Origin of the sequence: Enterococcus termitis (genome assembly GCF_001730305.1) — a bacterium.
GTDB classification, from domain to species: domain Bacteria; phylum Bacillota; class Bacilli; order Lactobacillales; family Enterococcaceae; genus Enterococcus_L; species Enterococcus_L termitis.
This window is the reverse complement of the sequence record NZ_MIJY01000005.1, coordinates 14205-37782: the sequence shown is the minus strand read 5'-3', so window position 1 is coordinate 37782 and position 23578 is coordinate 14205. Positions and strand designations below refer to the sequence as shown.

The 23578-nt window shown below is 33.6% G+C and carries 21 protein-coding genes and 2 pseudogenes; 20 read left to right on the top strand and 3 right to left on the bottom strand.

What is annotated here, in order from left to right; all coding sequences use genetic code 11:
• Positions 1-19 precede the first annotated feature (19 nt).
• The 6 genes and pseudogenes from BCR25_RS04940 to BCR25_RS04920 form a co-directional block, all read left to right on the top strand.
• A complete protein-coding gene (locus tag BCR25_RS04940; RefSeq protein WP_069662509.1) occupies positions 20-199 on the top strand; it encodes a hypothetical protein in 180 nt (59 codons plus the stop codon).
• Positions 200-306: 107 nt separating this feature from the next.
• The gene (locus tag BCR25_RS04935; protein WP_069662508.1) at positions 307-840 is read left to right on the top strand and encodes a GNAT family N-acetyltransferase; all 534 of its coding nucleotides are present in this window, start codon (positions 307-309) and stop codon (positions 838-840) included.
• 29 nt (positions 841-869) lie between these two features.
• Positions 870-992, top strand: a complete 123-nt coding sequence (locus BCR25_RS20790) for a hypothetical protein (protein ID WP_281247198.1) — start codon at positions 870-872, stop codon at positions 990-992.
• 462 nt (positions 993-1454) lie between these two features.
• Positions 1455-2096, top strand: coding sequence for a hypothetical protein (locus BCR25_RS04930; RefSeq protein WP_069662507.1), 642 nt, complete (start codon positions 1455-1457; stop codon positions 2094-2096).
• A 546-nt stretch (positions 2097-2642) separates the two neighbouring features.
• Positions 2643-3236, top strand: a complete 594-nt coding sequence (locus tag BCR25_RS04925) for a PBECR4 domain-containing protein (RefSeq protein WP_069662506.1) — start codon at positions 2643-2645, stop codon at positions 3234-3236.
• 152 nt (positions 3237-3388) lie between these two features.
• Positions 3389-3763: pseudogene (locus tag BCR25_RS04920) on the top strand (recombinase family protein); the annotation flags it as partial.
• Positions 3764-3894: 131 nt separating this feature from the next.
• On the opposite strand, the gene BCR25_RS20940 reads toward BCR25_RS04920, so the two are convergent.
• A complete protein-coding gene (locus tag BCR25_RS20940; RefSeq protein ID WP_139124527.1) occupies positions 3895-3981 on the bottom strand; it encodes a type I toxin-antitoxin system Fst family toxin in 87 nt (28 codons plus the stop codon).
• Positions 3982-4080: 99 nt separating this feature from the next.
• Here BCR25_RS20940 and BCR25_RS20290 point away from each other — a divergent pair, with 99 nt between their 5' ends.
• From BCR25_RS20290 to BCR25_RS04880, 10 genes are all read left to right on the top strand, one after another.
• Complete coding sequence (locus tag BCR25_RS20290) at positions 4081-4278, top strand: hypothetical protein (RefSeq protein ID WP_139243112.1); 198 nt, start codon at positions 4081-4083, stop codon at positions 4276-4278.
• A 594-nt stretch (positions 4279-4872) separates the two neighbouring features.
• Complete coding sequence (locus BCR25_RS04910) at positions 4873-5379, top strand: Abi-alpha family protein (protein WP_069662504.1); 507 nt, start codon at positions 4873-4875, stop codon at positions 5377-5379.
• Between the two features lie 393 nt (positions 5380-5772).
• Positions 5773-7041, top strand: a complete 1269-nt coding sequence (locus BCR25_RS04905; RefSeq protein WP_069662503.1) for an LPXTG cell wall anchor domain-containing protein — start codon at positions 5773-5775, stop codon at positions 7039-7041.
• A gap of 27 nt (positions 7042-7068) precedes the next feature.
• Positions 7069-9066: a trypsin-like serine peptidase gene (locus BCR25_RS04900; RefSeq protein ID WP_069662502.1), complete on the top strand. Its 1998-nt coding sequence runs from the start codon at positions 7069-7071 to the stop codon at positions 9064-9066.
• Positions 9067-9271: 205 nt separating this feature from the next.
• Positions 9272-10051 carry a glycerophosphodiester phosphodiesterase gene (locus tag BCR25_RS04895; RefSeq protein WP_211272488.1) on the top strand — a complete coding sequence of 260 codons (780 nt, stop codon included), beginning with the start codon at positions 9272-9274 and terminating at the stop codon, positions 10049-10051.
• Positions 10052-10477: 426 nt separating this feature from the next.
• Positions 10478-10588, top strand: a complete 111-nt coding sequence (locus BCR25_RS20935) for a putative holin-like toxin (RefSeq protein ID WP_379975229.1) — start codon at positions 10478-10480, stop codon at positions 10586-10588.
• A 556-nt stretch (positions 10589-11144) separates the two neighbouring features.
• Complete coding sequence (gene mazE, locus BCR25_RS04890; RefSeq protein WP_069662500.1) at positions 11145-11378, top strand: type II toxin-antitoxin system PemI/MazE family antitoxin; 234 nt, start codon at positions 11145-11147, stop codon at positions 11376-11378.
• Entirely contained in the window at positions 11371-11718 is a 348-nt protein-coding gene (locus BCR25_RS04885; protein WP_069662499.1) for a type II toxin-antitoxin system PemK/MazF family toxin, read from the top strand. The genes mazE and BCR25_RS04885 overlap by 8 nt, the downstream gene beginning before the upstream one ends.
• Before the next feature lie 35 nt (positions 11719-11753).
• Positions 11754-11936: a DUF2568 domain-containing protein gene (locus BCR25_RS20930; protein ID WP_083242584.1), complete on the top strand. Its 183-nt coding sequence runs from the start codon at positions 11754-11756 to the stop codon at positions 11934-11936.
• A 783-nt stretch (positions 11937-12719) separates the two neighbouring features.
• Positions 12720-13121, top strand: coding sequence for a hypothetical protein (locus tag BCR25_RS04880; protein ID WP_069662498.1), 402 nt, complete (start codon positions 12720-12722; stop codon positions 13119-13121).
• Between the two features lie 30 nt (positions 13122-13151).
• Here BCR25_RS04880 and BCR25_RS19785 read toward each other — a convergent pair.
• Both BCR25_RS19785 and BCR25_RS04870 read right to left on the bottom strand, forming a co-directional pair.
• Positions 13152-13970, bottom strand: a pseudogene (locus BCR25_RS19785) (transposase); the annotation flags it as partial.
• 62 nt (positions 13971-14032) lie between these two features.
• Entirely contained in the window at positions 14033-14545 is a 513-nt protein-coding gene (locus BCR25_RS04870) for a DUF6933 domain-containing protein (RefSeq protein WP_069662496.1), read from the bottom strand.
• 546 nt (positions 14546-15091) lie between these two features.
• Here BCR25_RS04870 and BCR25_RS04865 point away from each other — a divergent pair.
• From BCR25_RS04865 to BCR25_RS20785, 4 genes are all read left to right on the top strand, one after another.
• Positions 15092-16036, top strand: a complete 945-nt coding sequence (locus BCR25_RS04865; RefSeq protein ID WP_069662495.1) for an LPXTG cell wall anchor domain-containing protein — start codon at positions 15092-15094, stop codon at positions 16034-16036.
• Positions 16037-16773: 737 nt separating this feature from the next.
• Entirely contained in the window at positions 16774-18426 is a 1653-nt protein-coding gene (locus BCR25_RS04860) for a peptide ABC transporter substrate-binding protein (RefSeq protein ID WP_069662494.1), read from the top strand.
• A 481-nt stretch (positions 18427-18907) separates the two neighbouring features.
• Entirely contained in the window at positions 18908-20326 is a 1419-nt protein-coding gene (locus BCR25_RS04855; RefSeq protein WP_069662493.1) for an FAD-dependent oxidoreductase, read from the top strand.
• A complete protein-coding gene (locus tag BCR25_RS20785) occupies positions 20323-23361 on the top strand; it encodes an LPXTG cell wall anchor domain-containing protein (protein WP_069662492.1) in 3039 nt (1012 codons plus the stop codon). Before BCR25_RS04855 ends, BCR25_RS20785 begins: the two co-directional genes overlap by 4 nt.
• The last annotated feature ends 217 nt before the right edge of the window (positions 23362-23578 follow it).

The following is a 23578-nucleotide window of genomic DNA, read 5'->3' as shown; positions in this document are numbered from 1 at the left end:
TTTGGGAAAGGAGAATTTCATGATTTCTGATAAAATCGATGAATTGGACGAAAGATTAACTAAGCAATTGATCAAATATGAAGTGAGTCCAACTAAAAGCAGAGAACAATACATTCGGAAATTAACTAGTCAAAAAATGGAACTAGAAAGAGAACTAAATAAGCAGCGCACTTTGATTGGACAGTTCTTGAACAATTAATCACCTGAAAGGAAGATATTTCATAGATGAAATTGTTACGAAAATAAATGATATAGATTTTAACAGCTTCTACTTAAAAGAATGGTTTATGGGAAAGGAGAATATAAGTGAGGTTTTGTAAAGCACGAAAAAAAGATATCAGCAAAATAGAGTATTTAATTAACAGTAATTTGAAGAACGTTGTAAATGAGAATCAAGGCTTTGTTTATTCCTATTATGATAAGGAAAATATTAATAATACTTGGTGTCTTTGGAATGAAAATCTACTAATAGGCATAGCGATTGTGAGCGATTTTTCTGAAATAAACGTAACAAAATACACAATCACAAAGTCTAAGCTATTATTTGGTACAGCCAAGTATATAAGTTCTTTATGTATAGCAACAGAAATGCGGGGGAAAGGGATAGGGAAAATGATGTACTCACACATTTTCAAAATATTTAATAAAGCAAATAAATTTTATGTGAAAGTTGATATAGATAACGAGGTATCATTAAGGTTTCATAAAAATTGGAAGGTAGTTGGCAATTACACAAATAAGAAGAAAGAGAAATTTTTGTTGCTAGAAAAAAGTAATGAATACTATCAGCTTCCTTTTCGATTGATTATTTCTGAAGGCTTTGAGTATGAAGGATTCTAAAACGACGGTTTTTGGGAGAGGTGAAAGGAATGGAAAACTTTTTTATTACATTAGATTGGTTGACGAACGGAAATGGAGAAATCGCAATGATCGTGATTTTTGTTCTATTGCTTATTGCAGTAATAGGAACGGTTGTCAATGAAGGATATTAAAAACTATTTCAAAAAAGGACAGAATGATCCTTTTATTTTATCCTTATTGTGTAAATTTTGAGTATAGGAAAAAGTGATCATATGCAGCTGCGCAGAGATCACTTTTTTTGTGTAAATTTTACATATAAATTTATCAGAATCTGACATAAGTACGTTCAGTCAGATTTGTTAATCGTTTTTCAGAAATAATTTTTAAATTGAAAAAATTATAGTAAAAACTTTTGACAATTATGAGAAAAGATGCTATATTAGTTATGTAGAAAGACATTAATAGTATATAATTACGGGCTAGTGACTACGGCTTGTACTCGCCTACGGGCTTTCAATTGACTATTAGTTGAAAGAAAAATACTAGTGGGACTACCTTCCCTTGAGGTAAGATAGGGCGATAGTTAGCGATGGGTGAAACCAATTCGTGGAAAAAGAGAGGAGGTTTCCTCTCTTTTTTTTTGGAGGTAAATTATGAATTACGATGAAAAATGGTTGGAAAGTTTCGATGGAAATATTAATCCAAACTTTATTTTAATGAGTGAATTAGTTAATTCAATAGAGAAGTATGTATCGCAGTTTGAATATATTTATTCGACAAATCTACCTGATTTTTCTGAAATAAAAATAAACTTTCTTAACACGAATATTCCGCATTTAATGGGATTATCGAGGAATCACCATTATGGGTTGCCAACCTATCATAGTGAAGCAATTTTTGAAGGTTTAAAGAGAGACTGGGACTTAGAGAAATTAAAAAAAGGCGACAGCGGATGGTTTAATGAAAATCAAGAGAAATTAATTGGCTGCCTATTTTTATATCAAATGTTAAATATTATCGACTGCACTATCTATACAACTATTACAGAGGGGCCACAACACTTCAGGCTAGAAAGGGATAATATTTATTTTATTATATTTAAGTACCCTGGGAGCAACTCATATAGTATTGAGTTGACTCCAGAAAATTCTTCGGATGGGAGAAAAACATATACTCCTAGAAGTTTAAAAATAAATGACAGTATTGGAGAAAATTGCAAAGAAGTCAAACTTACTTTGATCACTAAAAATAGAATAAAAGATAAAAGAAGCAAAAGATACGAACGATGGAATTAATACTTTAATTAGGTATATAAGGCAATACTATGGGAATAATTATTCTGTAGTGTTGCTTTTCTTGTTTAGGTGGTCTGTAAAAATATGCGAATCCCAAAAACATTCGTTTTAGGCATAGATATGTACTAAAACATACAGAGGTTAAAAGTGATCTATTACAAAGAAAGTCAATTCGGTTACTTTAGTTAACTGTGTAAGTGATTAGGATTAGATTCACCAAGTCAGGGTTATGGGTGTTGATTACAATCAGAGTTGATATGATATTAAGATCGAAACTTCTTGAAATTAAGTGAAAATCTATTGAGTTTATCTATATTCTATGATAAACTTTTATTAGAAACAAATGTATGTTTCTTGGTGGTCAGGCATCATAATAACTCAATACTGAAATCGGAAGTAATGGCCGATAGTTGGCGGGCAACAGAAAAACTCGATATAATATTGGACATAGGGCCAATAGTTGGTGAGCAACAGAAAAACCTGAATTATGTTAGACTTTTAAAGAAGGCAAGCTCAGCTTGCCTTCTTTATTTATAGGAGAAGGTAATGATTGAAAAAAAAGATTTTGACATAATTAAAGAGGCTTTCATAATTTATGACACCAACTTCAATAATCATGAGTTCACTTATACATACCGACATAGGAAAACTAAGAAAATATTAGAAATGAAAGTTAAATTTGAAGCTGGGAATTTTATGCATTTATGTGGAGTTAAATATAATCAAATAGATAAAGATGGAAAAATTAAATTTTCTTTTAGTGCTACTCAATTTTACAAAGCTCTAAAGAGTAATAAAGTTTCACTGCGTGGGATTACTACTAAAAATGATGGGACTACGGGTCAAAAGTTACAAGTAATTCCTCTATTAGAAATGCTAATTTCTCCAGGTGTTAGAGTATGCGACGGGGGAATGTTTTACAATATGCATTATGAAAAAGCAATTCGTTCAGGCAAAATGATTGTTGCGTTAACATGTAAAGAGAATAATAAAAGATATGTTCCGCAGTCTTTATTATCGTTAATAAATCAGCCACAAAAAAGTCAATCGAAATCTTTAACTGAATCTCATGAAGTAATTAAAATAAGTAAAACTGAGCTGAGTAGTAGTTCAATAACTGAAATTTACAATAAATGTTAAAAGAACGAGTAACGTAGGGTACTCGTTTTTATTTTTATTTAACTATCAAAACTTAAAAAGTATTGATAGTGTTTGTGCAGTGTGGTAAAACAAGGCTTGTAAGACTGTCATATCTTGCTATCATAAATAAGGTAAGAAATGGGGCAAAAAATGTGATTTTTGGTTATGCAAGAGTGAGTACCTGGGGACAAGATTTAGAATCTCAAATTGTTGCTTTAAAAAAAGCCGGTTGCGAAAAAATCTACACTGAAAAATTCACAGGAACAAAAATCGATCGAAAAGAATTTCAAGTGCTGCTTAAAGAATTATCTGAAGGTGACACTTTAGTCGTGACAAAATTAGATCGATTCGCTCAATCAACTGTTCAAGGATTAGAGACTGTTCAAAATCTTTTCAAAAGAGGAATTAAAGTTCATATTTTGAATATGGGTATAATCGAGAATACACCAACTGGAAGACTAACATTTACAATTTTTTCGGCATTTGCAGAATTTGAACGAGATATGATTGTAGAACGTACACAAAAGTAGAAATGTTGTCTTCAAACAAAAAAAATGCTATACTTGTGGTGCAGAAAAAGAACATGAAATACACTGAACCCCTAGAGTAGTAGGATACTCTAGGGGTTTTTCGTGGACTAATGTCGCCTAATTACGCTTTACTTCTTGTCTTTAGTATTTAGCCAATACTCAAAAAGAGCTACTAACAGCCCAACAAGAAGGGGACAGAAAAAAGCTAAGAACATGAAATACACCTCCTTTCAGTCGCAAGACTGTAGGATAGGCGAAACTTTATTATAACGTAAATCACGCGAATCACCAATAATTATCGGGAAGAGATTTGTTTGAATAGTGAAAGGAGAAATGATTTGAGGGCAACAGATGTACTTACAACACTATCTAATGATCTAAGATATGGCATAGTTCATAATTTGAAAATAGAGTTAAGTGATCAGAGCCATGATATTGGTCGTGCAGAAAAAATAGAAGATAATCTGATTCTATTTCCAACTGAAAAAATCGTATCGTTTTTTCTATTGTAAGAGAGAATTCTTTAAGAATATACAATTTACACTTTATAGAAAATCGAAGAATAAAGTATGTTAGAGTAATAAACAAAAAAGTTCTCGCTTTTTGGGGTGAGCGAGAACAGTGGTAAAAGTTTTAGAAAAGAGATTATGAAGGTATTTTACTTTATTAATTTAGAAAGCGCAATCATTTTGATGAGTCTAGTGTCAATTGTTCGGTTATTTATCCCTTTAAGAGTTTTTTGATCTATTTAATAGGTATCATAAATGACTGTTTTAGGAATAAAAAAAGAGCAGCGTTTGTTGCTCACGGTTGGAAAAGTATTTATTAAACAAGGCTCTTCCGTGAATGAACATGTATTTTTTATAATGATCTTCACTTGTTTCGTAATTATCACCTTATTCTGTAGAAAGTTATAAAATTATTGTAGAGACAACATGTTTATTCGTTGCTTGTTGGTTTTGAAAAACTACATCGTTACGCTGAAAAGCGTAGAACTCAAACTGAAATAGAGATACAAGCTTTCAAAGAGCAAATTGCTCAAGAATTAATCAAAACTGACCCTAAGAAAATTCACGATCCAAAAATATCAGTAGTAGGCCCCGCCCTTGAAGCTTCTAAATATTGAGGAAGAAGAACTTCGAAATATGTTCGCAAAGCTTATCGTCTCTAGTATGAATTCTGATTTTGATAATACTGTTCACCCTGCATTTGTTGAAACTATAAAACAAATGTCTGTACTGGATGCAAAAATTGTTAAGAGCTTTAGAAACGTAGGTACACATACTGCTGGAAATATAATTCAAGTGATGAATGCAGCGGGGGAGTATATTCCTAAAGGGGCTTATTTCACACTACTGGAAGATTTTTACATTTTCCCAGATCCGGAGCATACACTCAATGCTCTTTCTCAGGCTACCTCAAACCTTATAAGACTTGGAATTATTTCAATAGACCCCAAGCAAAATATGGATTGTCAAGATATATTCTTAAAAGATAGTAGAGTTAGTGATTTCATGAATAAGTGTAGCTTTTCAAATACTACAAATAAAATACGCACTTCAAGATTGGATGTGACTCCGTTTGGCTCTGCTTTTAAAGGATGTGTCATCTAATTAACTGCTTGTTCGTAATACTGAGCAATCTTTTTATTTCAATAGCTATCACAAAATTATTCTTTGTTGTATTCTTTCAAGTGAGCTGTTCTTTTAAGCGTTGATGACGTCTGATTTTCTTGTGTTATGGTTTTTGATTTTCTGTTCAGGGGTCTACTAAGATATAATAAAAACAAGGCTGATGCCGGACTTTAAAAGTATAAGAAGAAGCTGATCCTCCTTTAGATCAGCTTCTTTTTATACTTAGATAAGGATAGATTTTTTTTGTTCATAAGTCAATGCTTAAAAAAATGGCTCTGGATAATAGCTGGTTATCTATTTGTGGATATACAAAAAGTGCTATATTTATATTTATTAATCGGTTACAATAAACATAAAGGAGGAGAATAGTGAATGAATAATCTTTTAATGACATTATTTAGTGTTTTGTTAGTAAGTACTTTTTCAAGTGATGAAGTTCTAAATTTTGACAGTAGTCATGCAACAATGACAACAGAGTCAACAGAATTTTTAAAAGGAGACAAACCGATTGAGCAGCAACAAATTGGAATTAATCTTGAACCAAAGCAAGATTCAATCAATGCATCTGTAGGTAAGAATGGAAATTTAGATTTAGGAAATTTTGAAGACATCAAATTAGAAGGTGTATATACGGAGATAAAGGATAATCCATATATAGAACTAACAGAAAATGGTGTTTGGAAGGCGATAAAACCTGGAAATACAAAAATTACTATAGGTGTGGCATTAAGTGAAAGTACATTAGAAGCAATCAAAACTAAGTATCCGGATTGTGAAATTATCTATCCAGCTAAGGCACTAAAAGTTTTGGAAGTAAAAGTGAATGATAATGCTGGTGAAATTTATTTAGACTATCATGTTTCCCCAGGATCCATTCAAGCTGTTGTAGGGGGAGCTGGTGAATTTACTATAGGAAATTTTGAGGATATTCCATTAACAGGTACCTTCGAAGAAGTAAAAGATAATCCATTTATAGAAATACAAAGTGATGGGAAATGGAAAGCATTGAAAGCTGGCGAGACACAGGTTTTACCTAATTTCATTATTTCTGATGAGTCTCTTTCAAAAATAGAAGCCAAATATCCTGGAAAACCAATTGTTAAACCAGCTATGCAACAATTGATTCCAGTAAAAATTACAGATGCTAAAGTTGAGACTGTTACATTGACCTATCACTTTTCGCCAGGCTCGATTGAGACGGAAGTTAATTCTGTCGGAATGATTAGTGTTGGTGATTTTGAAGGGATTCCGTTAGCTGGAACTTTTAAAGAAGTAAAAGATAATCCTTATGTGGAGCTTAAAAGTGACGGGTCTTGGAAAGCTCTAAAAGCTGGTGAAACACAAATTTTACCAACATTTACATTATCAGAAGAAACGATTGCAAAGATTAATGCCAGGTATCCTGGAAAAGAAATTATAGTTCCAGAGATACAGCAAGTTATCCCATTTAAAATTAAAGAGAAGTCCGTTGTTGATTCAAATAAATCGGGCGAAAATCAAACGATAGGAACTTCTAAACCCGTGGATAGAACTGAAACTTTACCAAAAACAGGTGAAACTGAATCGTATATTCTAAAATTGATAGGTATAAGTACTATATTTATAATGATAAGAATTAAAAGAAGAGTGAGAGTGAAATAGATTATTAATACAAAGGAGAAAAGTATTTTGAGTATATTAAAGAAAATGAGTGTGTGTTTGGGAATATTTTATTTTGGCATTTATTCTAGTTCACTGGTTAATGCGGAAGAAGTTAGTCACAATGACAATACTATAGAAAATTTGGAAATAGACGAAGAGTTTATCCAGTCACTTGAAGGAGAAATATATTCCAATACAGAATCTTTACCAAATAATGGAGAACTTATTGTTGAATTACCAGAAGATATAAAAAATTTGGATAAAAATGTAATTGAACCATATACGATTTTCGGACCTGATGACAGAAGCTATGTTTCAAATACAAGTATTTTTCCCTATTCGGCAGTTTGTCAGTTGGTAATGGAGTATAGTAACGGAACATATGTTGGGACTGGAAACATTATCAACAATAATTATGTTCTTACTGCAGGTCATAATTTGTATTCTACAGAAAGACGTGAATGGGCAAAATCAGTTACCGTTATCCCTGGAGCATATCCGGTAGGGCCATATTCTGTAGGTACTTATTTCGGAAAGACAACTGCGAAAAAAATGACAGTTCCTTCAGGTTGGATAAATAATGGACAAACGAAAGATGATATCGGTGTTGTCGAGTTAAGAGATGCTATTGGAAAAAAAACGGGTTCATTTGGTTTAACAACTAAAATTACTAACCCTATAACGCTGACAGGATTTCACGGAGATTGGTATACTGCTACAGGACAACCAAGAATGGCGACAGAAACTAAGAATTATGAAAGTCTTACCAATGACTCTATTAGATATAAACTAGATAACTGGGGAGGATCTAGTGGATCTGGAATATATAGCAATAAAAATTATCAAATATTTGGTGTAAATGCGTATGGGTTGAAAGCTGATTATCAGCCAAACAATAGTACAGGTTATAATTTTGCAACAAGAATTAATCAATCTTGGTTCAATTTTGTGGCTACAGAAGCTAAGTTTACTCCACCATCAAGGAAAGAAAATAAATTAGTGTCTATAAAAAGCTCTGGGTACACGATTTGGAAGAGTATTATTAATTGGAATAAACAGACTGATACATCTGATAAATTAGGAAGAGTTTATAAGGTTAAATATGCATATAGTCACTTTAACGGTGAAACATATTACTCTTTATATGATCAAAATGATAATTGGCAAGGATATATCAATGCTTCGGGAACTAAAGAAGTAGCATCGCAAGCATTGAATAAGAGTGTTACGTTAACCAAAGAGGGCGTAACTTTCTGGGGAAACTTTTTCTTTTCAGGTAAAAAAGGAGATACAACTGGAAAGTTAGGAAAAGTTTATAATGCCAAACTTACTTACACACTAGGGAATGGTGTTAAATACTATTCATTATATAATAGTGATGGTTCGTGGGCAGGATACCTCAATTCTAGCGCTGCGAAGGAGGTTAAAGCAGAATCATTTAACAAAGATGTAACTGTAACTAAAGAAGGGTTCACCACGTGGGGGAATTTCTACTTTTCAAATAAAAAAGGAAATACCAAAGGAGCTCTTGGAAAAGTTTATAAAGCAAAATACACTTATACATTAGGAAATGGCGTGAAGTATTATTCGCTATATAATTTTGATGGTTCATGGGCAGGATATTTAAATGCTAATGCAGCAAAAGAGTTAAAAGCGGAAGCATACAATAAGGAAATTACGATTGCTAAAGAAGGATATACAATCTGGTCAAACTTTTATTTTAGTAGCAAGAAAGGAAATACAACTGGCAAATTAAAAACTAAATATAATGCTAAGTACGTGTATACTTTAGGAAATGGAGTCAAATATTATTCTCTATACAATACTAGTAATGTTTGGTCAGGCTATCTGAATACAGGAGCAGGAACTAATGTTAGAAGTCTGATGAATGCAGGTCAAACAATAGAGACTACAACAAGTGAGAGCATTCCAGAGCAAGACTTTAGCGATGGCGTTGAGGAAAACTTAGATCCAGAGACGACATTCTCTAGTGGTACAGAAAATATTGATCTAGTAAATGATTAATGCTGTTACAACTTTTTATAGAATCTAACGGTGAAGACTTGTTGATATGAGACAGATTAGACATGGATAATAAAACGCTGTAAGTCAAAAAGGTATTTGTTCTTATCTATTAGACAAATACCTTTTTATTTTAAAAGAAACAAGATTTTGTTGAAAATAAATTTGTTGAGATTTAACTGAGGTGATTTTAATAGTGAAAAAAGTAATGTTGACAGTGACAATGCTAATTTTAACAGGATGTATTGCCCAAAAAGCAAAAGAAACAAAGATTATTGCTCATAGAGGAGCGCATATTGTTGCTCCTGAAAACACGGTTGAAGCAATTGAAAAAGCAAATGATTTAGGTTACTCAGGTGTAGAAATTGATGTAAGGACTAGTAAAGACGGAATTAATTTTTTAATGCATGATGATACTCTAGATAGAACCACAAATGGATCAGGTGAAGAAGAAAAACTTACAATAAAAGAGCTGAAAGATTTAGAAATCAAAACAGCAGGATATCCAGATTATAAAAATGAAGTACTGAAAATTCCGACATTCGAAGAGGCTGTGGAATCTATAGCAAAAACAAAGTTAGAAGTGAATATAGATGGCTCAAAAGGTAATTGGGCAGATGAGAAGTTTGTGTATTCCATTATGCAGACCCTGAAAAAATATAAAGTTTATAACCGATCTTTTTTTGTATTAAGCGATAAGAAAATTCGGGATAGCGTAGTTAAGTGTTATCCAGATGCTACTGTTTCTTGGCTTTATGACAGCAAAAATAATATAGATGATGAAATAAAGCAGGTAAAATCATATGAAAAATCACTTTTGTCTATATCCAATTCTCAAGCAGATAAAGAGATGCTAAATAAATTGAATCAAGCACAAATAAACTATCAAGTGTATGGAGTAAATGATAACGAAAGGTTCTTGGAACTTCAAAAGCAATCTGTTCCAATCATAGAGACAGATAAAATTGATCCGACAAAAGTTAACTAATCATTTAGCAGCTTGATTGATTTTTATGTTAATGAGTGTATCTCTAATAAGATGCTCAAGATCTTCCCCCATTAACAATAAGCGAAACCATAATAGAGTATAGGCAACTGAACGTTTTGTGAACATTGCTCTGATAAGATTTTCCAGTGTTCAATAGAGTTACACAAAATAAAAATTCAGGATAGAGAATTTTTATTTTGTGTATTTAAAGTAGTTCTGCTAAAAACATTGATTTTTGGCAGATAATACTAGCTTTTTAAAATTGAACGCTATCAACTGAAGTATGGAGTTCAACGAAAAAAGAAAGATAGGCTACTGTGATTATGATATACTAAGTATTGTAGAAAAATTAAAAGATAGTTGGCTAAATCTCTTGAAAAAGGGGTGATGCCTTATGATTAATGGATCTGTCCCTAGAAAGGAATAGTGTTGTCAGTATACGAAGCATTGACACTTGCAATTAGTTTTGCAATGTTAGTGATTGCGGTATTGGAATTTAATCAAAAAAATAAACCATCCTTTTACTTTGTCGAGTAAGATGGTTTAATAACCTGAATATAGCCTGCCAGCTTTTCACTGGTAATTCTACACTAGAGAGGTATGTTGACGCATCTCTCTCTTTTCATGTAGATTATAGCATGTTTTCATTAGATTTGGTACATGTTAGGGTTTAAATGCACTAAGAATGTATAAAATGTATTAGTTGTTAATCTGAGACAGCCTTAGAATCCTTCTCAGAAGCACAAGAATTAAATTTTCACTTGATTTTGTACAATGTCTCTCGTGAAGCGTGATTTCTTTTAGCAATCTTTACTAATGGTCAATTTACTGAACCTTAGTACTCTGACATACCAATTAAGGCTGAAAAAATACGCCCTTGTGGTGCTACATTAATTGATCAAGAAACTGCTCAATAGAGTATAGCTAAAAGTGATCAATGTGCAGATGCATATTGATCATTTTTTTGTTTTAAATTATACATATAAATTAATCAGAATCTAACGGAAGTACGTTGAGTTATATTTTTATTGGGAAAACGTTGTAAATACATGTAATTACGTGGTATAATGTTAACAACAAGGGAGGCGATATCATGGAAATAGTAAAAGCAAGAAAACAAGGTAACGCGATCATGGTTACTTTGGCAAGCAAGCTAGCAGTGAAAGAAGGTCAAGAATTTTACTACTATAAAGATGAAGAAGGAATCATTTCATTAATTCCTAAAGCTGAAGACTTTTTTCAAAATGCGACCAAAGGTGAGTTTGTAGATAGCGAAGATAAATTAGCAATGAATTTTTCACCAGAAGGTACTGAATTAGATGATTAAACAAGGCGATATTGTAACTATAAATTTTGATCCTTCTAAAGGTAGTGAAATTCAAAAAAGACGACCAGCATTAGTTATGAGTCGCAATGAATACAATCTTTCCTCTAATCTTATCATAGTCTGTCCGATAACTTCTACAACAAAGCAACGCCCTTACTTTTTACCGATAAGCAGCGAAGCATTAAAAAAGGATAGTAAGGTGAATACCAAGCAGGTCTATTCGTTAGATTATACTCCTGAAGGAAATAGAAATGTTAAAGTAATTGGAAAAATTGAAGTGAAAGAATTTTTAAATGTTGCGCAGCATTTTATGTTAAACTTCAATTTTCCATTTTTTTAGATGAAAAAGTTTGTTCTTTATAAATCTGACACAATCTGATTGTTATTTGGAGCATTTGGTGTGCCCCCTCTTCAAACCATTGCCTCGATGGGTTGTGTCTTGTAGCGTTAAAATGTTTACTTTTTGGAATTGTGGCATATTGCTTATTTGGAATGGAGGTTCAGAAGGCTGTATTAAACGAGTGTGATGTTCTCCTCCTTATACAGCACAAATTCTAGGGATACGAAGTGAATTTGACGAAATAACAAGTCAGTTTTCTAATGCCAGGAACAAGTTAAAAGCAAAGTGAAATTATTGCCAAAAAAGATTAGAAAGAAGGATAAAAGAGGAAGAAAGATGGAAGTATATTTACTAGTCTATAAAAATGAAGTGATGGCAGCATATGTTGATTTTGAATTTGCAATCGATAGAAAAGATGATTTGGTTTGAGTGATGATATTCGCTAATGTTGATACTGTGAATATCGATGTGACTCCAGAAATTGAAGGAAAAATAGAAAACAGAGAAGAAGAAGAAATTTCCATAATTATAAAAGAATATATTCATAACCGGTTTCCCCCGCATTAAATGATAACATTTCTCACTCTTCTTCAGCATAATCAACTTGTTAGTTATATTGTGTCATGATATTATTATTTTACCAACTAACAAAATGTTTCACCTAGGCTCTTAATTGAGAGCACTCCCCTTTTAGCTATCTCAACAGAGATGGCTTTTTAATTTGAAAGGGGCAATAGAAATGAAAAGACAATTTCTCTTAGACTTTACTACATTTGAATGGCTTATATCACGTCTTATAGACGCTGTAGCGTATGACTGAAAGTAGATGTTTAGTGTATCTGTATCGATTTTCGCTTATTGCAGGATGTCGATCAGTTGTTTATGAAATTGCTAAAAGATTATAAAAAGACTGTTATCAACGATAATAGAGACTAATTTCTGATAGTAAAAAGATTGTTCAAACATGATATGATGAAAGAAATACAAATGAGGGGAATAAGATGAACGACATTACAGAAGATGAAATAGTGACAATTTCAATAATAAAAAAGGGTACACTAGCTGGATCGATAGTGTTTGATTCCAAATGGTCAGAAGAAGATATTGAAATAGTAAGATCCGTTGGAAGTCAAATGTATAAAGAGTCTGAGGATATGTTTTCCTTTACGTTAGAAGGAGAAAGGAAAATCATACGTTCTGGTTTAAGAAGAGAAATGGAATCTATTATGCATGGTTGGCAAGGATCATTTGGTATTAATAATTGTCAAGATGAGGAAGAAGTAATCAGACTTCTTGAAAGTATTGGAAATGATGAAGAAGCTACTGAAGGCCATTCAGCAGCAGCCTTTGAGGCGTATATGCTAGTAAAACCAATTTATAATATCTTGCAAAAATACAAGTAAGTAAACTCTTAGCAGCAGTCGTTTTAAGAGACGTTGGATTCGGCTCTTGGCAATCGTTCCAACTTTTCCACGATACGAACTATAGCGACGGGATTTCCATGTATAAGATCGGACTTCAATCCTTAGCTTTCGAATCAAGCGTTGAACTTTCTTTTTATTCACGTGGAACCCTCGGTTCGTTCGTTATTCGTAAACAGCCATAATTTTTATGCTTTTGACGAATATGAAGCATCTCTGTTTCAATTTCTTGATTTGGATTTTTTTGATCAAACCGTTTTTGCCAATACATAAAAGTTGATTTAGAAAAATTCAATGCTTCAAGAATCTCAACTAATTTGAACTGTCCTCGGAGACTTGCGATGATTCGCGCGATTGATTCACTCGTCGTTGTTGAGCTTCCTGTTTTCGCAGCTTCCTCAGTTCTTTTAAAAAGGCATTTTCAATTTGAAGAATACGAACCTGCTTTTCTAATTCTTTGATGCGATTCTGTTCTTCTAGCGTTTCTTTCATTAAATGCTTCTTTGTCTTTCCTTCTTTTCGGAATTTTCGCATCCAATTGGCAATAAGAATTGGATTATTCATTTCAAGAATATTGGCAACTTCACGATAGGAGAGCTCACTTGTTTGATATAACTCTATCGCATTTAGCTTGAATTGAACAGAATAATTCTGATTTTGGCGTTTTCGTAAAAGACCTTCTTCACCGAATTCTTGATAAGCGTTGATCCACCTATGCACTTGTTCCATCGCCTTAACCCCATGCTTATTTGCTAAAGCTTGTATTCCTCCTTTCCCTCCTAGGTATTCTTGAACAATTTTTAGTTTAAATTCAAAGCTATATTTAGACATAAAAATACCGACCTCCAAAAAATTAGATTTTTGGTCTAACTTTTTGGGGTCGGTTCAAAAGCCTATAGCTTATCTAACTCTTTTTTTACTATATCAATACTAAAAGAATATTCAGGAGTCATACTACGATATGGCGTTTTAGCGAGGAATTCCATTACAGAAGTCTGTAGTCGTGAATTTAGGTCAATGTCTTCAGGATAAGATTTCAACATTTGAATCATGTTGTTGTTAATGCCACTGATCGAACGGTTATAGGCATAAGAAATTTCCATTCTACCAGCCTTTAGAAAATACTTTTTTATTTTATACTGTTTAGCCGTACTATAACTAAAAATATGTTCAATACCTTCTTTTATATAGCTAGAAAGTTGTTGTTTGTTTTTAGCGTTAATATCAACTAAAACGATTGGAGAAAATGACAGATCATTTACCAAAACTAAAACTTTTTTCCTGTCTAAAGTAAAATAATTAGCATGCCAAGAGAAAAAGAATCGTTCAGTTGAGCTGGAGGTAATAGTAGAGATTGGAAATTCACTAAAAAGTGGTAATGATTTTTTTGTAGGTACAATGATCATACGTAAACTCCTTTGACTTAATCATGAGTACAGTATAACATACATAGAGAAAATGATTTGAATTACAATTAAATCATTTTTGGTTGTAATTCATGTATCGATTAAAAGATCTGTTGCCACCTAATAAGTTAGAAGTAACTCTTTATTAGAAAATAAAGGTGAAATTATTCTCCGTTCTATCTGCACCATAATAATCTTGTTTTACCTTTCCTATGGCTATTATCTCATTCTTTATAACTGTAGTATCAAGTGAATATTCAGTAATAACTTCTTGATACAGCTCAAAAATATAATACTTCGAGAATTTTTGATAAGGAAGTTCTAAGCAAGCGATGTAGAATTTCTCTTTTGACCATTTGTAAATATCTTGGAGAAGATATTCAGTTATATTTGAGAAAACAGTTCCGTTTAATTTAGTAAATAATCAAAAATGAAATGTTTATTGAATAATGCACGTCTCTTAAAATTTATTGAATATGATGGTATGATTATGTTATCAAATTATTTATAGAAGGAAAGTATAAGAAAGAATGGAGGTAGAATTATATGAAAAAAAATACTGCTATATTTGTTATTATTTGCTGTGTGTTGGCGTTTTTTAGCGTATTTCGTTCTAATCCCAATTATGCAGACCAACTTCAACAAATTTCAATTATTGAACACTGGGATGATCCTACTGTTCAAGAGGCTTACTACAATTGGCAAAAATATGTTCAAATAAACAGTCAATCCCAGCCAGAGGATTATCCTGGTGGAGAGTACAATGCACAAGGTAGCGTTAGCAATAACTGGTTGAATATCGGACCAATCACTGATGAAACTAATCTATACGCTTTGTATGCAGCAATCATTGCTGCGTCTAATCCACAAGCAACGGGCAGTGGAATTAGTTGGGATGGTTCCGCTTGGGAAACGATATTACTAGCTCCCGATTGGTCTGTTGATTTAGTACCAGACCATACAAATGAAGGTGGTGCTACTGTGACTTTCTATATAATAAATAGTAATCATCAAGGAGAAAAGGGGATGCCTGTTGAAATCACTGTAATTGGAGGTATTCCTACTCCTACAGATGATACTGGAAACACTACGACAGACACAACAGATACTTCAACCAGCACCACGGCTAGTACTACGACAGACACAACAGATACTTCAACCAGCACCACGGCTAGTACTACGACAGACACAACAGATACTTCAACCAGCACCACGGCTAGTACTACGACAGACACAACAGATACTTCAACCAGCACCACGGCTAGTACTACGACAGACACAACAGATACTTCAACCAGCACCACGGCTAGTACTACGACAGACACAACAGATACTATATATTTAACCGATATGTCCAATAGTTCTAGTAGTAGATCAAATGGGAAAAATGAAGATTTGCCAAAAGCTGGAAGTTCAGAAAATCATTTAATCTTTTTGGTGGGCATATTACTATTAACATTATTGCTATTAAAGAGAGAGTTAAATAGATAAATTGACGTCATTGTGATGATTACGCTAATTTTGAATTAGTTGTTCCAAAGTAAAAGGAATTATTAGTAAAAAACTCAATAATTGATAATGGTTCTCACTAATTGGCGAAATATTACTATTGTTTGATAAAACGCCCTATGATAGACTTAACGTGTCCAATCCTTTATTCTTACTTGAATAATATATTTTTTATGACCCGCCTTTTAGAGGTGGGTTTTTTGCTTATAAATAGATAAGTATAACGTATTATTTGCTTAGATGTAATATATTATGTTTTTTAAATTTATAGTGTAAGAAGGAAGAGCTTCTTCTCCATTTCTTTGTGGAGATGTTTATTATTATCTTAAAATTGAAAATTAGTAAAAATGATTTTTCAACCAGATAATCCAGTGATAGTTTAAGAATTTAGATATAAAGATAATGTGTTACTTATCTTTCTGAATGTTTGGCAGGATAATATCCTATAAAGCATAGGTCATGTATGTATCAAATAAATAATTGTAACGTAGAAAATAACTAGTATATTGTTTTAGATTCTTTTATACTGGTTATTAATGATAAGAAAATAAGATTTTAGCTAAATGATGCAGAAATGAATGTAATGGATACTGGTCATTAAAAAGCCAATAAGCATTAACTACTTTTAGTGTCAATTTTAGCTCAGGTATCTTATATAAAAAGGATTTAATATAGATTAAAAAAATATAATAATAGAAATTTTGAAAGGGTGAGATTTTTTGAAAAAAATATTACTAATTTCCAGTTTGGTCTTATCAATAATTTCAATCGGTGGATGTTCTACATTTGAAAAGAATAATGAGGAATCAAAATCAGAAATTGTTGATCAAGTTTTCAAGCGTGTAGAAGCTGTAGAACTTCCTACTGTAGATATTTCTTTAGCAACTGATGTAGTGAGTCATAGGGCTCTATATAACATTTACGAAGGAATTTATCGATTTGGTAAATCTAATGAGCTTGTTCCAGCAGGTGCTAAAGAGATGGCTAAAATTAGTGAAGATGGGCTAAAATATACAATCCATCTGAATGAGAAAGCAGTATGGTCTGATGGAAAACCTGTAACGGCAAAAGATTATGTATTTTCTTGGCAGCGTTCTGTTGATCCAGCAACTGCTTCTGAATATGCGTACATGTTTTCTCCGATTAAAAATGCAACTAAAATAATAAGTGGGGAGCTTGGGAGAGAATCACTTGGTATCAAAGCTATCGGAAAATATGAATTAGGTATTGAGCTAGAAACGGCAACCCCATATTTTCAGAATTTGCTTGCTTTTCCTAATTTCTTTCCTCAAAGAGAAGATATCGCTAAGAAATATGGAAATGAATATGCAAAAACTAGCGAAAATACGGTATATAATGGCGCTTTTGTACTAGAAGACTACAAAGGTCCGGGAGTTTCAACTGAATGGAAATACACAAAAAATGATACTTATTGGGATAAAGATGAGGTTAAATTAAGAGAAATTGAGGTTAACGTTGTTAAAGAGGCCGGGACAGCACTGAGTATGTATGAGGACGGTCAAGTAGACGAGACTTATTTATCTGGAGAGTTGGCTCAGCAGAACAAAGAAAATACGGATTTTGTAACGGTTTTACAACCAAATACTTTTTATCTACAATTTAATTTGAAGAAGGATCAGTCGATATTAAAAAATAAGAACTTTAGAAAAGCGATTTCGTACTCTATCAATAGAGAGTTATTAGCAAATAATATTCTATCAAACGGTTCTAAAGCGGCTTATACGTACGTTCCTATGGGACTTTCTTTTTCACCGTTAGGGGATAAAGATTTTGTAAATACAAGTAGGACTAAAGCGGTTTTTGATAAAAAAAAGGCTGAGGAATGCTGGAATAAAGTACAAAAAGAACTGAATAGAAAATCAATTGATTTAGAGCTGTTAGTGACTGATACAGAAAGTGCTAAGAGGTTATCAGAGTATTTCCAAGAAGAAATACAAACGCTCTTGAAAGGAATTAAAATCAATATTACTTCTGTTCCGTATGCGGTATCTCTAGATCGTTTACAGAGTGGAGAATATGATCTTGCTTTAACAGGATGGTCTGCAGATTATCCAGATCCAATGAGTTTCTTGAATCTTCTTACAACAAATAATCAGCTAAATTATGGTGGATACTCTAATAAAGAGTATGACACTTTAGTGAGTGAAATTAATGATAATTTAGGAACTGATGTAGGGCTTAGATGGGATAAAATGATTGACGCAAATGAAATTATTATGGATGAAGAACCAATCACTCCTCTTTTCCAATTGGCTAAAGCCTATTTGAGAAATCCTAATGTTAAAGGAATTGAAGCTCACTCAATAGGAGCAGAATTTGATTATAAAAATGCAGAGATTGTTTTGAAGTAACAATATTGACGCACGTAATATAGTGAATATTAGGCGGAAGGGTTGCTAGATTCAAACAATTTTCCGATCTCAAATAATAAATAGCCTGATTTCTAAATGAAAATAGTTCTCACTATTTGTTTTGATATTATTGTTGATTGTGTAAATTCAATGTGATAGTATTTTTTATACAATCACCTCATCCTTTTCATTTATATAGGAAAAGGATGAGTTCCTTTGCCACCTCAATTCATTGAGGTGGTTTTTTATTTGTAAGATAGATGTTTATCTTTATAGGTAAATCGTTTTTTTGATTCTATATTTCATTCTTAAAATACAAGATTTCAAGTATAATTAGCTCCGATTTTAAACAGGGAAGCACTCTAACTACTAATTAAAAGAGGGAAGTGATATAATTTAGGCAAAAAAACAGGATGAAAATTAAATTGATAGATTTGTGAAAATAATAGTATATGAGTATTACTATCGAGGAGGTATTTTTGTGAACATAGTTATTATAGGTGGGAATCATGCGGGTATTGCTGCTGCTATTAGAATTCGTGAGGAACATCCAAAAGATGAAGTGATTGTGTTTGAAAAAAAAGATGAAGTAACCTTTGTTTCCCAAACAATTCCATTATTTTTAATGGGATATCAGAATATTCATTCACAAGCAAATTATGCGACTCCTGAAGAGATTATCAATCAAGGAATCAATTTAAAGATACAAACTGAAGTCATAAGCATCGATGCGAAGAAAAAGATGGTTTTTTATCGAGGAGAAAATGATAAGATACCTAGATATCTTTACTATGATCGTTTAATTATGGCTACAGGTTCGTATCCGAATCTTCCTCCTACGGGCGGTAAATTGAATGAAACACTTTTTCTATTAAAAGAAAGAAAAGATGCAGAATCTATTGAGAACTTTATTTCAGAAGCTCATCAAGCAGTAGTAGTAGGTGCGGGATTAGTTGGGGTAGAGATCGCACGTATTTTAGCACAAAGGGATATTAACGTAACCTTGATTCAATCAAATCATCGAATTCTTGATAAGTATCTAGATGAAGGTTCTGCTCTTGAAGTAGAGAAACAGTTAGAAAAAGAAGGTGTCACTCTTCTATTAGGAACACGGGTTGATAGTTATCATACGATAGATAAAAAAATATGGAGTAGACCGCGGATCGATGTCTTTACTTCCAACGGGAAAATAATTAGTGCAGACGGTGTTTTTATGTCTGTGGGTTTTCGTCCAAACTCCTTTTTATTAGCAGGGCAAGTAGAAACGGGTGATAGGGGAGCAATCATTGTTGATAAATATATGTATACAAGTGATCCTTCTATTTTAGCTATTGGAGATTGTTCTACAACTTATATGGATCTTACTAAAGAAAATATATATAATCCTCATGCTTCAGACGCGTTTCGTCAAGGGCTGATTGCAGCAATAAATTGCCATGAAAAAAAGAAAGAGATTATGTTTACAACAGGGACCTATAAATTTAATATGGACGGTTTTACAATTGCGAATACTGGAATAACATTAAATCAGGCTAAGAAGTTTGGTTATGATGCGGAAGAAGTTCATTATCAGAATCGTTATTTAGCGCGTAAAGGAAATTCAGGATATGAAAGTACGGGAACTTATTATCATAAGGCTGAAAATATCAGTAAAGATTACTCTAGTATTTATTTGATATATGAGAAGAAAACACTAAAGATATTAGGGTTACAAGTTTTAGGCACGGTGGATATTTCACAGTATGTAAATATTATCAGCTTAGCTATTCAAAAAGGTGTTACAGTACCAGAGGTAGAATTTACAGATTTCTTTTTTGAACATGGATATAAAAATCCTTTAGGATTTACTAAAATATTAGCCGCGTTAGTTCGAAAAAAAGAAAGAGAGTGTGAATCATGATGAGTAATAAAGATGAAAAAGACATTTCGAAAAAGCAAAGACACTTACTTGAAGCAGGAGCATTGTTAACAGTAGGTGCAGGAGCGATTATAGGTGGTGTAACAATTCCAAATATGAATGTTTCTGCAGGAAGAGCTGCATTATCTGATAAGCGTCTCGTTGAAGATGATACTATAAAAGACATTGAGCATACTTCAGTTGATGAGTTAAATCAATTAATGCTAAAAGGTCAAAGTACTAGCGTAAAGACACAAACTGGATATGTTGCTAAGATGATGGATGAATTACCAAGTAGAACTACTTTATCCTCTATGTATGATGGGGAGGATATTGACGTTAGTGACAGTCATACAGTTTATGACATTCAACAAATACTCGCAATTAAAGATGCTGATGTGTATTATCATACATCGTCTCTTTCTCAAAGCAATCCGCAAGTGATGAAAATGACAGATTATCGTCAAATGATCAAAGCTAACCCGAATGTGAAAGTTACACCTCAGGCAAATTATCAACTAGTCTCTCCACATTTATATGATTCGAGAACAAAAGCATATGAGGATTCTGCTAATTGGAAAGATTCAAAAGTGATAGAAAGTACAAGAAGTAAATCACTGAGCTTTGTTTCTAAAACAAAGCCTGAAAGCATGAATTTTACAGCAGATGATGGAATGGTTATTGGCAATATGAAAATTGATACGGGTTTTGCTTTAAATATAAAAGCAGAAGATGGTAACGCATTATTGACTAATGAAATGCAAAATGATTTTGAAGATGCTATGGAGAAAAATTTTTCTATTAGGTATGATGGGATTTCATATTTTGCTGTTTACCATGATCAATCTATTTCAACTGATTATGGGAAGAATCATGCGGATGGATATTTTACATTTGCGACGTCTACTCATGGACTACCACTTGAAATCAACGGACATTATTTGGTAGCATCAGTGAAATTTGGCAGTACAATTGACAGTTTAAAAACATCTTTATCTTTGCATGGCGTAAAGAGTTTTGAAAATAGTGATTCATGGTTAAATACAGAAGAATCTAATATAGGTATCAAAGTTAATTTTGTGAATCAATTAGAGGATGAGGAAACTACGTACTATCAAATTCAAGCAAGGGAGCAAGTGATTGAATCATTGAAATATGAGTATGTAACAGTGAGTTTAGATCATGAAGGATTGTTTGAATCAAATGATGTATATGCAGCAGAGTTATCTCCCGAAGAACAAGATGCAATGAGCGTTTCGGTTGAATCTGATACAATGGATCAGGTTGAAGAACCTGTAAGTATCACTACAAATAGTCCAACAGACTCTGAAATAGATAAGTCAGAAGAAAATATTTCGAAAGAGGATCCAGTAACCCAGATTGCAACAGAACAACAAACAGATGTAAATAGTCAGGATAAACAGGCTGGATTTAGTAATATATCAGAGAGTGATAATACGATTCAAATGGTTTCGGAAAATGCGAAAACAGATATGATTGCAGTACAGACACCTAACGTCTCTAAACAATCTAAAGCTGTTGCAGTTGCAACAACACCAACTTATAGTGGATCACAGGCTTCAATTAGCCCAGGTGGAGGGGTGGATGCAAATATAAGTGATGATTCAGCTAGTTTGGCTAGTTGGAATCAAATATCTACTTTTTCTGGTGGTGGTTATGGAAATCATATTATTACCGTGAATTCAGCCGTTATGACCCATTCAGGAGAAGTAACGGATTATAACTTTGATGCTGTTCTAAAGATGATGCAGTTATCAGTAGATGGAACGGCATTTGACCAGTTTGTTGCTGCACCAATCATTGTTAATGGGGTGCAATATGCTGGGTATTTAACGGGCTCAAATGGGCAAGGTGGTAGTGATTTTGTTATTGCAGTAAAAGATACTAATTTTAATATTTATCAAATTGGCGGAGAATTCGCTTATTTCTCTAATATAACAGGGAATACAGCAATACCAGGCGCACCGGAAGTAACACCGCCTACGGACTCAGGTACAGGAACGCCAGAAGTAACACCACCTACGGACTCAGGTACAGGAACGCCAGAAGTAACACCACCTACGGACTCAGGTACAGGGACACCAGAAGTAACACCACCTACGGACTCAGGTACAGGGACACCAGAAGTAACACCACCTACGGACTCAGGTACAGGGACACCAGAAGTAACACCGCCGACCGATCCAGGTACAGGAACGCCAGAAGTAACACCACCTACGGACTCAGGTACAGGGACGCCAGAAGTAACACCACCTACGGACTCAGGTACAGGAACGCCAGAAGTAACACCACCTACGGACCCAGGTACAGGCACTCCGGAAGTAACACCACCGACCGACCCAGGCACAGGCACTCCGGAAGTAACACCACCGACCGATCCAAGCACAGGCGCTCCGGAAGTAACACCACCAACCGATCCAGGTACAGGCACACCAGAAGCAACAACACCAACTGACCCAGGTACAGGCACTCCGGAAGTAACACCACCGACCGACCCAGGCACAGGTACGCCAGAAGTAACACCACCAACTGATCCAGGCACAGGCACTCCGGAAGTAACACCACCAACTGATCCAGGCACAGGCACTCCGGAAGTAACACCACCAACCGATCCAGGTACAGGCACGCCAGAAGTAACACCACCGACCGATCCAAGCACAGGCACTCCGGAAGTAACACCACCGACCGATCCAAGTACAGGCACTCCGGAAGTAACACCACCAACTGATCCAGGTACAGGCACTCCGGAAGTAACACCACCGACCGACCCAGGCACAGGGCTCTCCGAAGTAACTGCGTCAACAGATCTTGGAGTAGATATATCAAAAGGGAAGGATAAGTTGCCGTATACGGGCGAAACGACTAATATGCTTGGTCGTATTTTTGGAGTACTACTAATTATTTTTACAGGATTTATTGGAATATTTAAGAAAAGGAATCAAAATATTATCAATGAAGAAGATAGGATAGAGAAAGTCCTTAAAGATGAAGATGATGAACAAGAGAAGAGAGAATAATTTTTATTGAGTTATGTATTTTTAGAAGTGAAACATTTTTGGAAGAATTAGATATCGTAGAGGTATAGATTAAAATAGTAAAGTGGTGTGGACTAAAGAAGCTAAATAATTATAAAACTAATGTTAGCAGTGATGAGTATAATTGTTAGTGAGGATTAACACATCAATCGATAAAAAAAGCAATCTTACATTGAAAATTCTGTAAGGTTGCTTTTTT

Coding starts and splice junctions, on each gene's coding strand:
- BCR25_RS04940 (WP_069662509.1), top strand. CDS start 20: ATGATTTCTGATAAAATCGATGAATTGGACGAAAGATTAACTAAGCAA.
- BCR25_RS20790 (WP_281247198.1), top strand. CDS start 870: ATGGAAAACTTTTTTATTACATTAGATTGGTTGACGAACGGAAATGGA.
- BCR25_RS04930 (WP_069662507.1), top strand. CDS start 1,455: ATGAATTACGATGAAAAATGGTTGGAAAGTTTCGATGGAAATATTAAT.
- BCR25_RS04925 (WP_069662506.1), top strand. CDS start 2,643: ATGATTGAAAAAAAAGATTTTGACATAATTAAAGAGGCTTTCATAATT.
- BCR25_RS20940 (WP_139124527.1), bottom strand. CDS start 3,981: ATGTTCTTAGCTTTTTTCTGTCCCCTTCTTGTTGGGCTGTTAGTAGCT.
- BCR25_RS04905 (WP_069662503.1), top strand. CDS start 5,773: ATGAATAATCTTTTAATGACATTATTTAGTGTTTTGTTAGTAAGTACT.
- BCR25_RS04895 (WP_211272488.1), top strand. CDS start 9,272: ATGTTGACAGTGACAATGCTAATTTTAACAGGATGTATTGCCCAAAAA.
- mazE (WP_069662500.1), top strand. CDS start 11,145: ATGGAAATAGTAAAAGCAAGAAAACAAGGTAACGCGATCATGGTTACT.
- BCR25_RS04885 (WP_069662499.1), top strand. CDS start 11,371: ATGATTAAACAAGGCGATATTGTAACTATAAATTTTGATCCTTCTAAA.
- BCR25_RS04880 (WP_069662498.1), top strand. CDS start 12,720: ATGAACGACATTACAGAAGATGAAATAGTGACAATTTCAATAATAAAA.
- BCR25_RS04870 (WP_069662496.1), bottom strand. CDS start 14,545: ATGATCATTGTACCTACAAAAAAATCATTACCACTTTTTAGTGAATTT.
- BCR25_RS04865 (WP_069662495.1), top strand. CDS start 15,092: ATGAAAAAAAATACTGCTATATTTGTTATTATTTGCTGTGTGTTGGCG.
- BCR25_RS20785 (WP_069662492.1), top strand. CDS start 20,323: ATGATGAGTAATAAAGATGAAAAAGACATTTCGAAAAAGCAAAGACAC.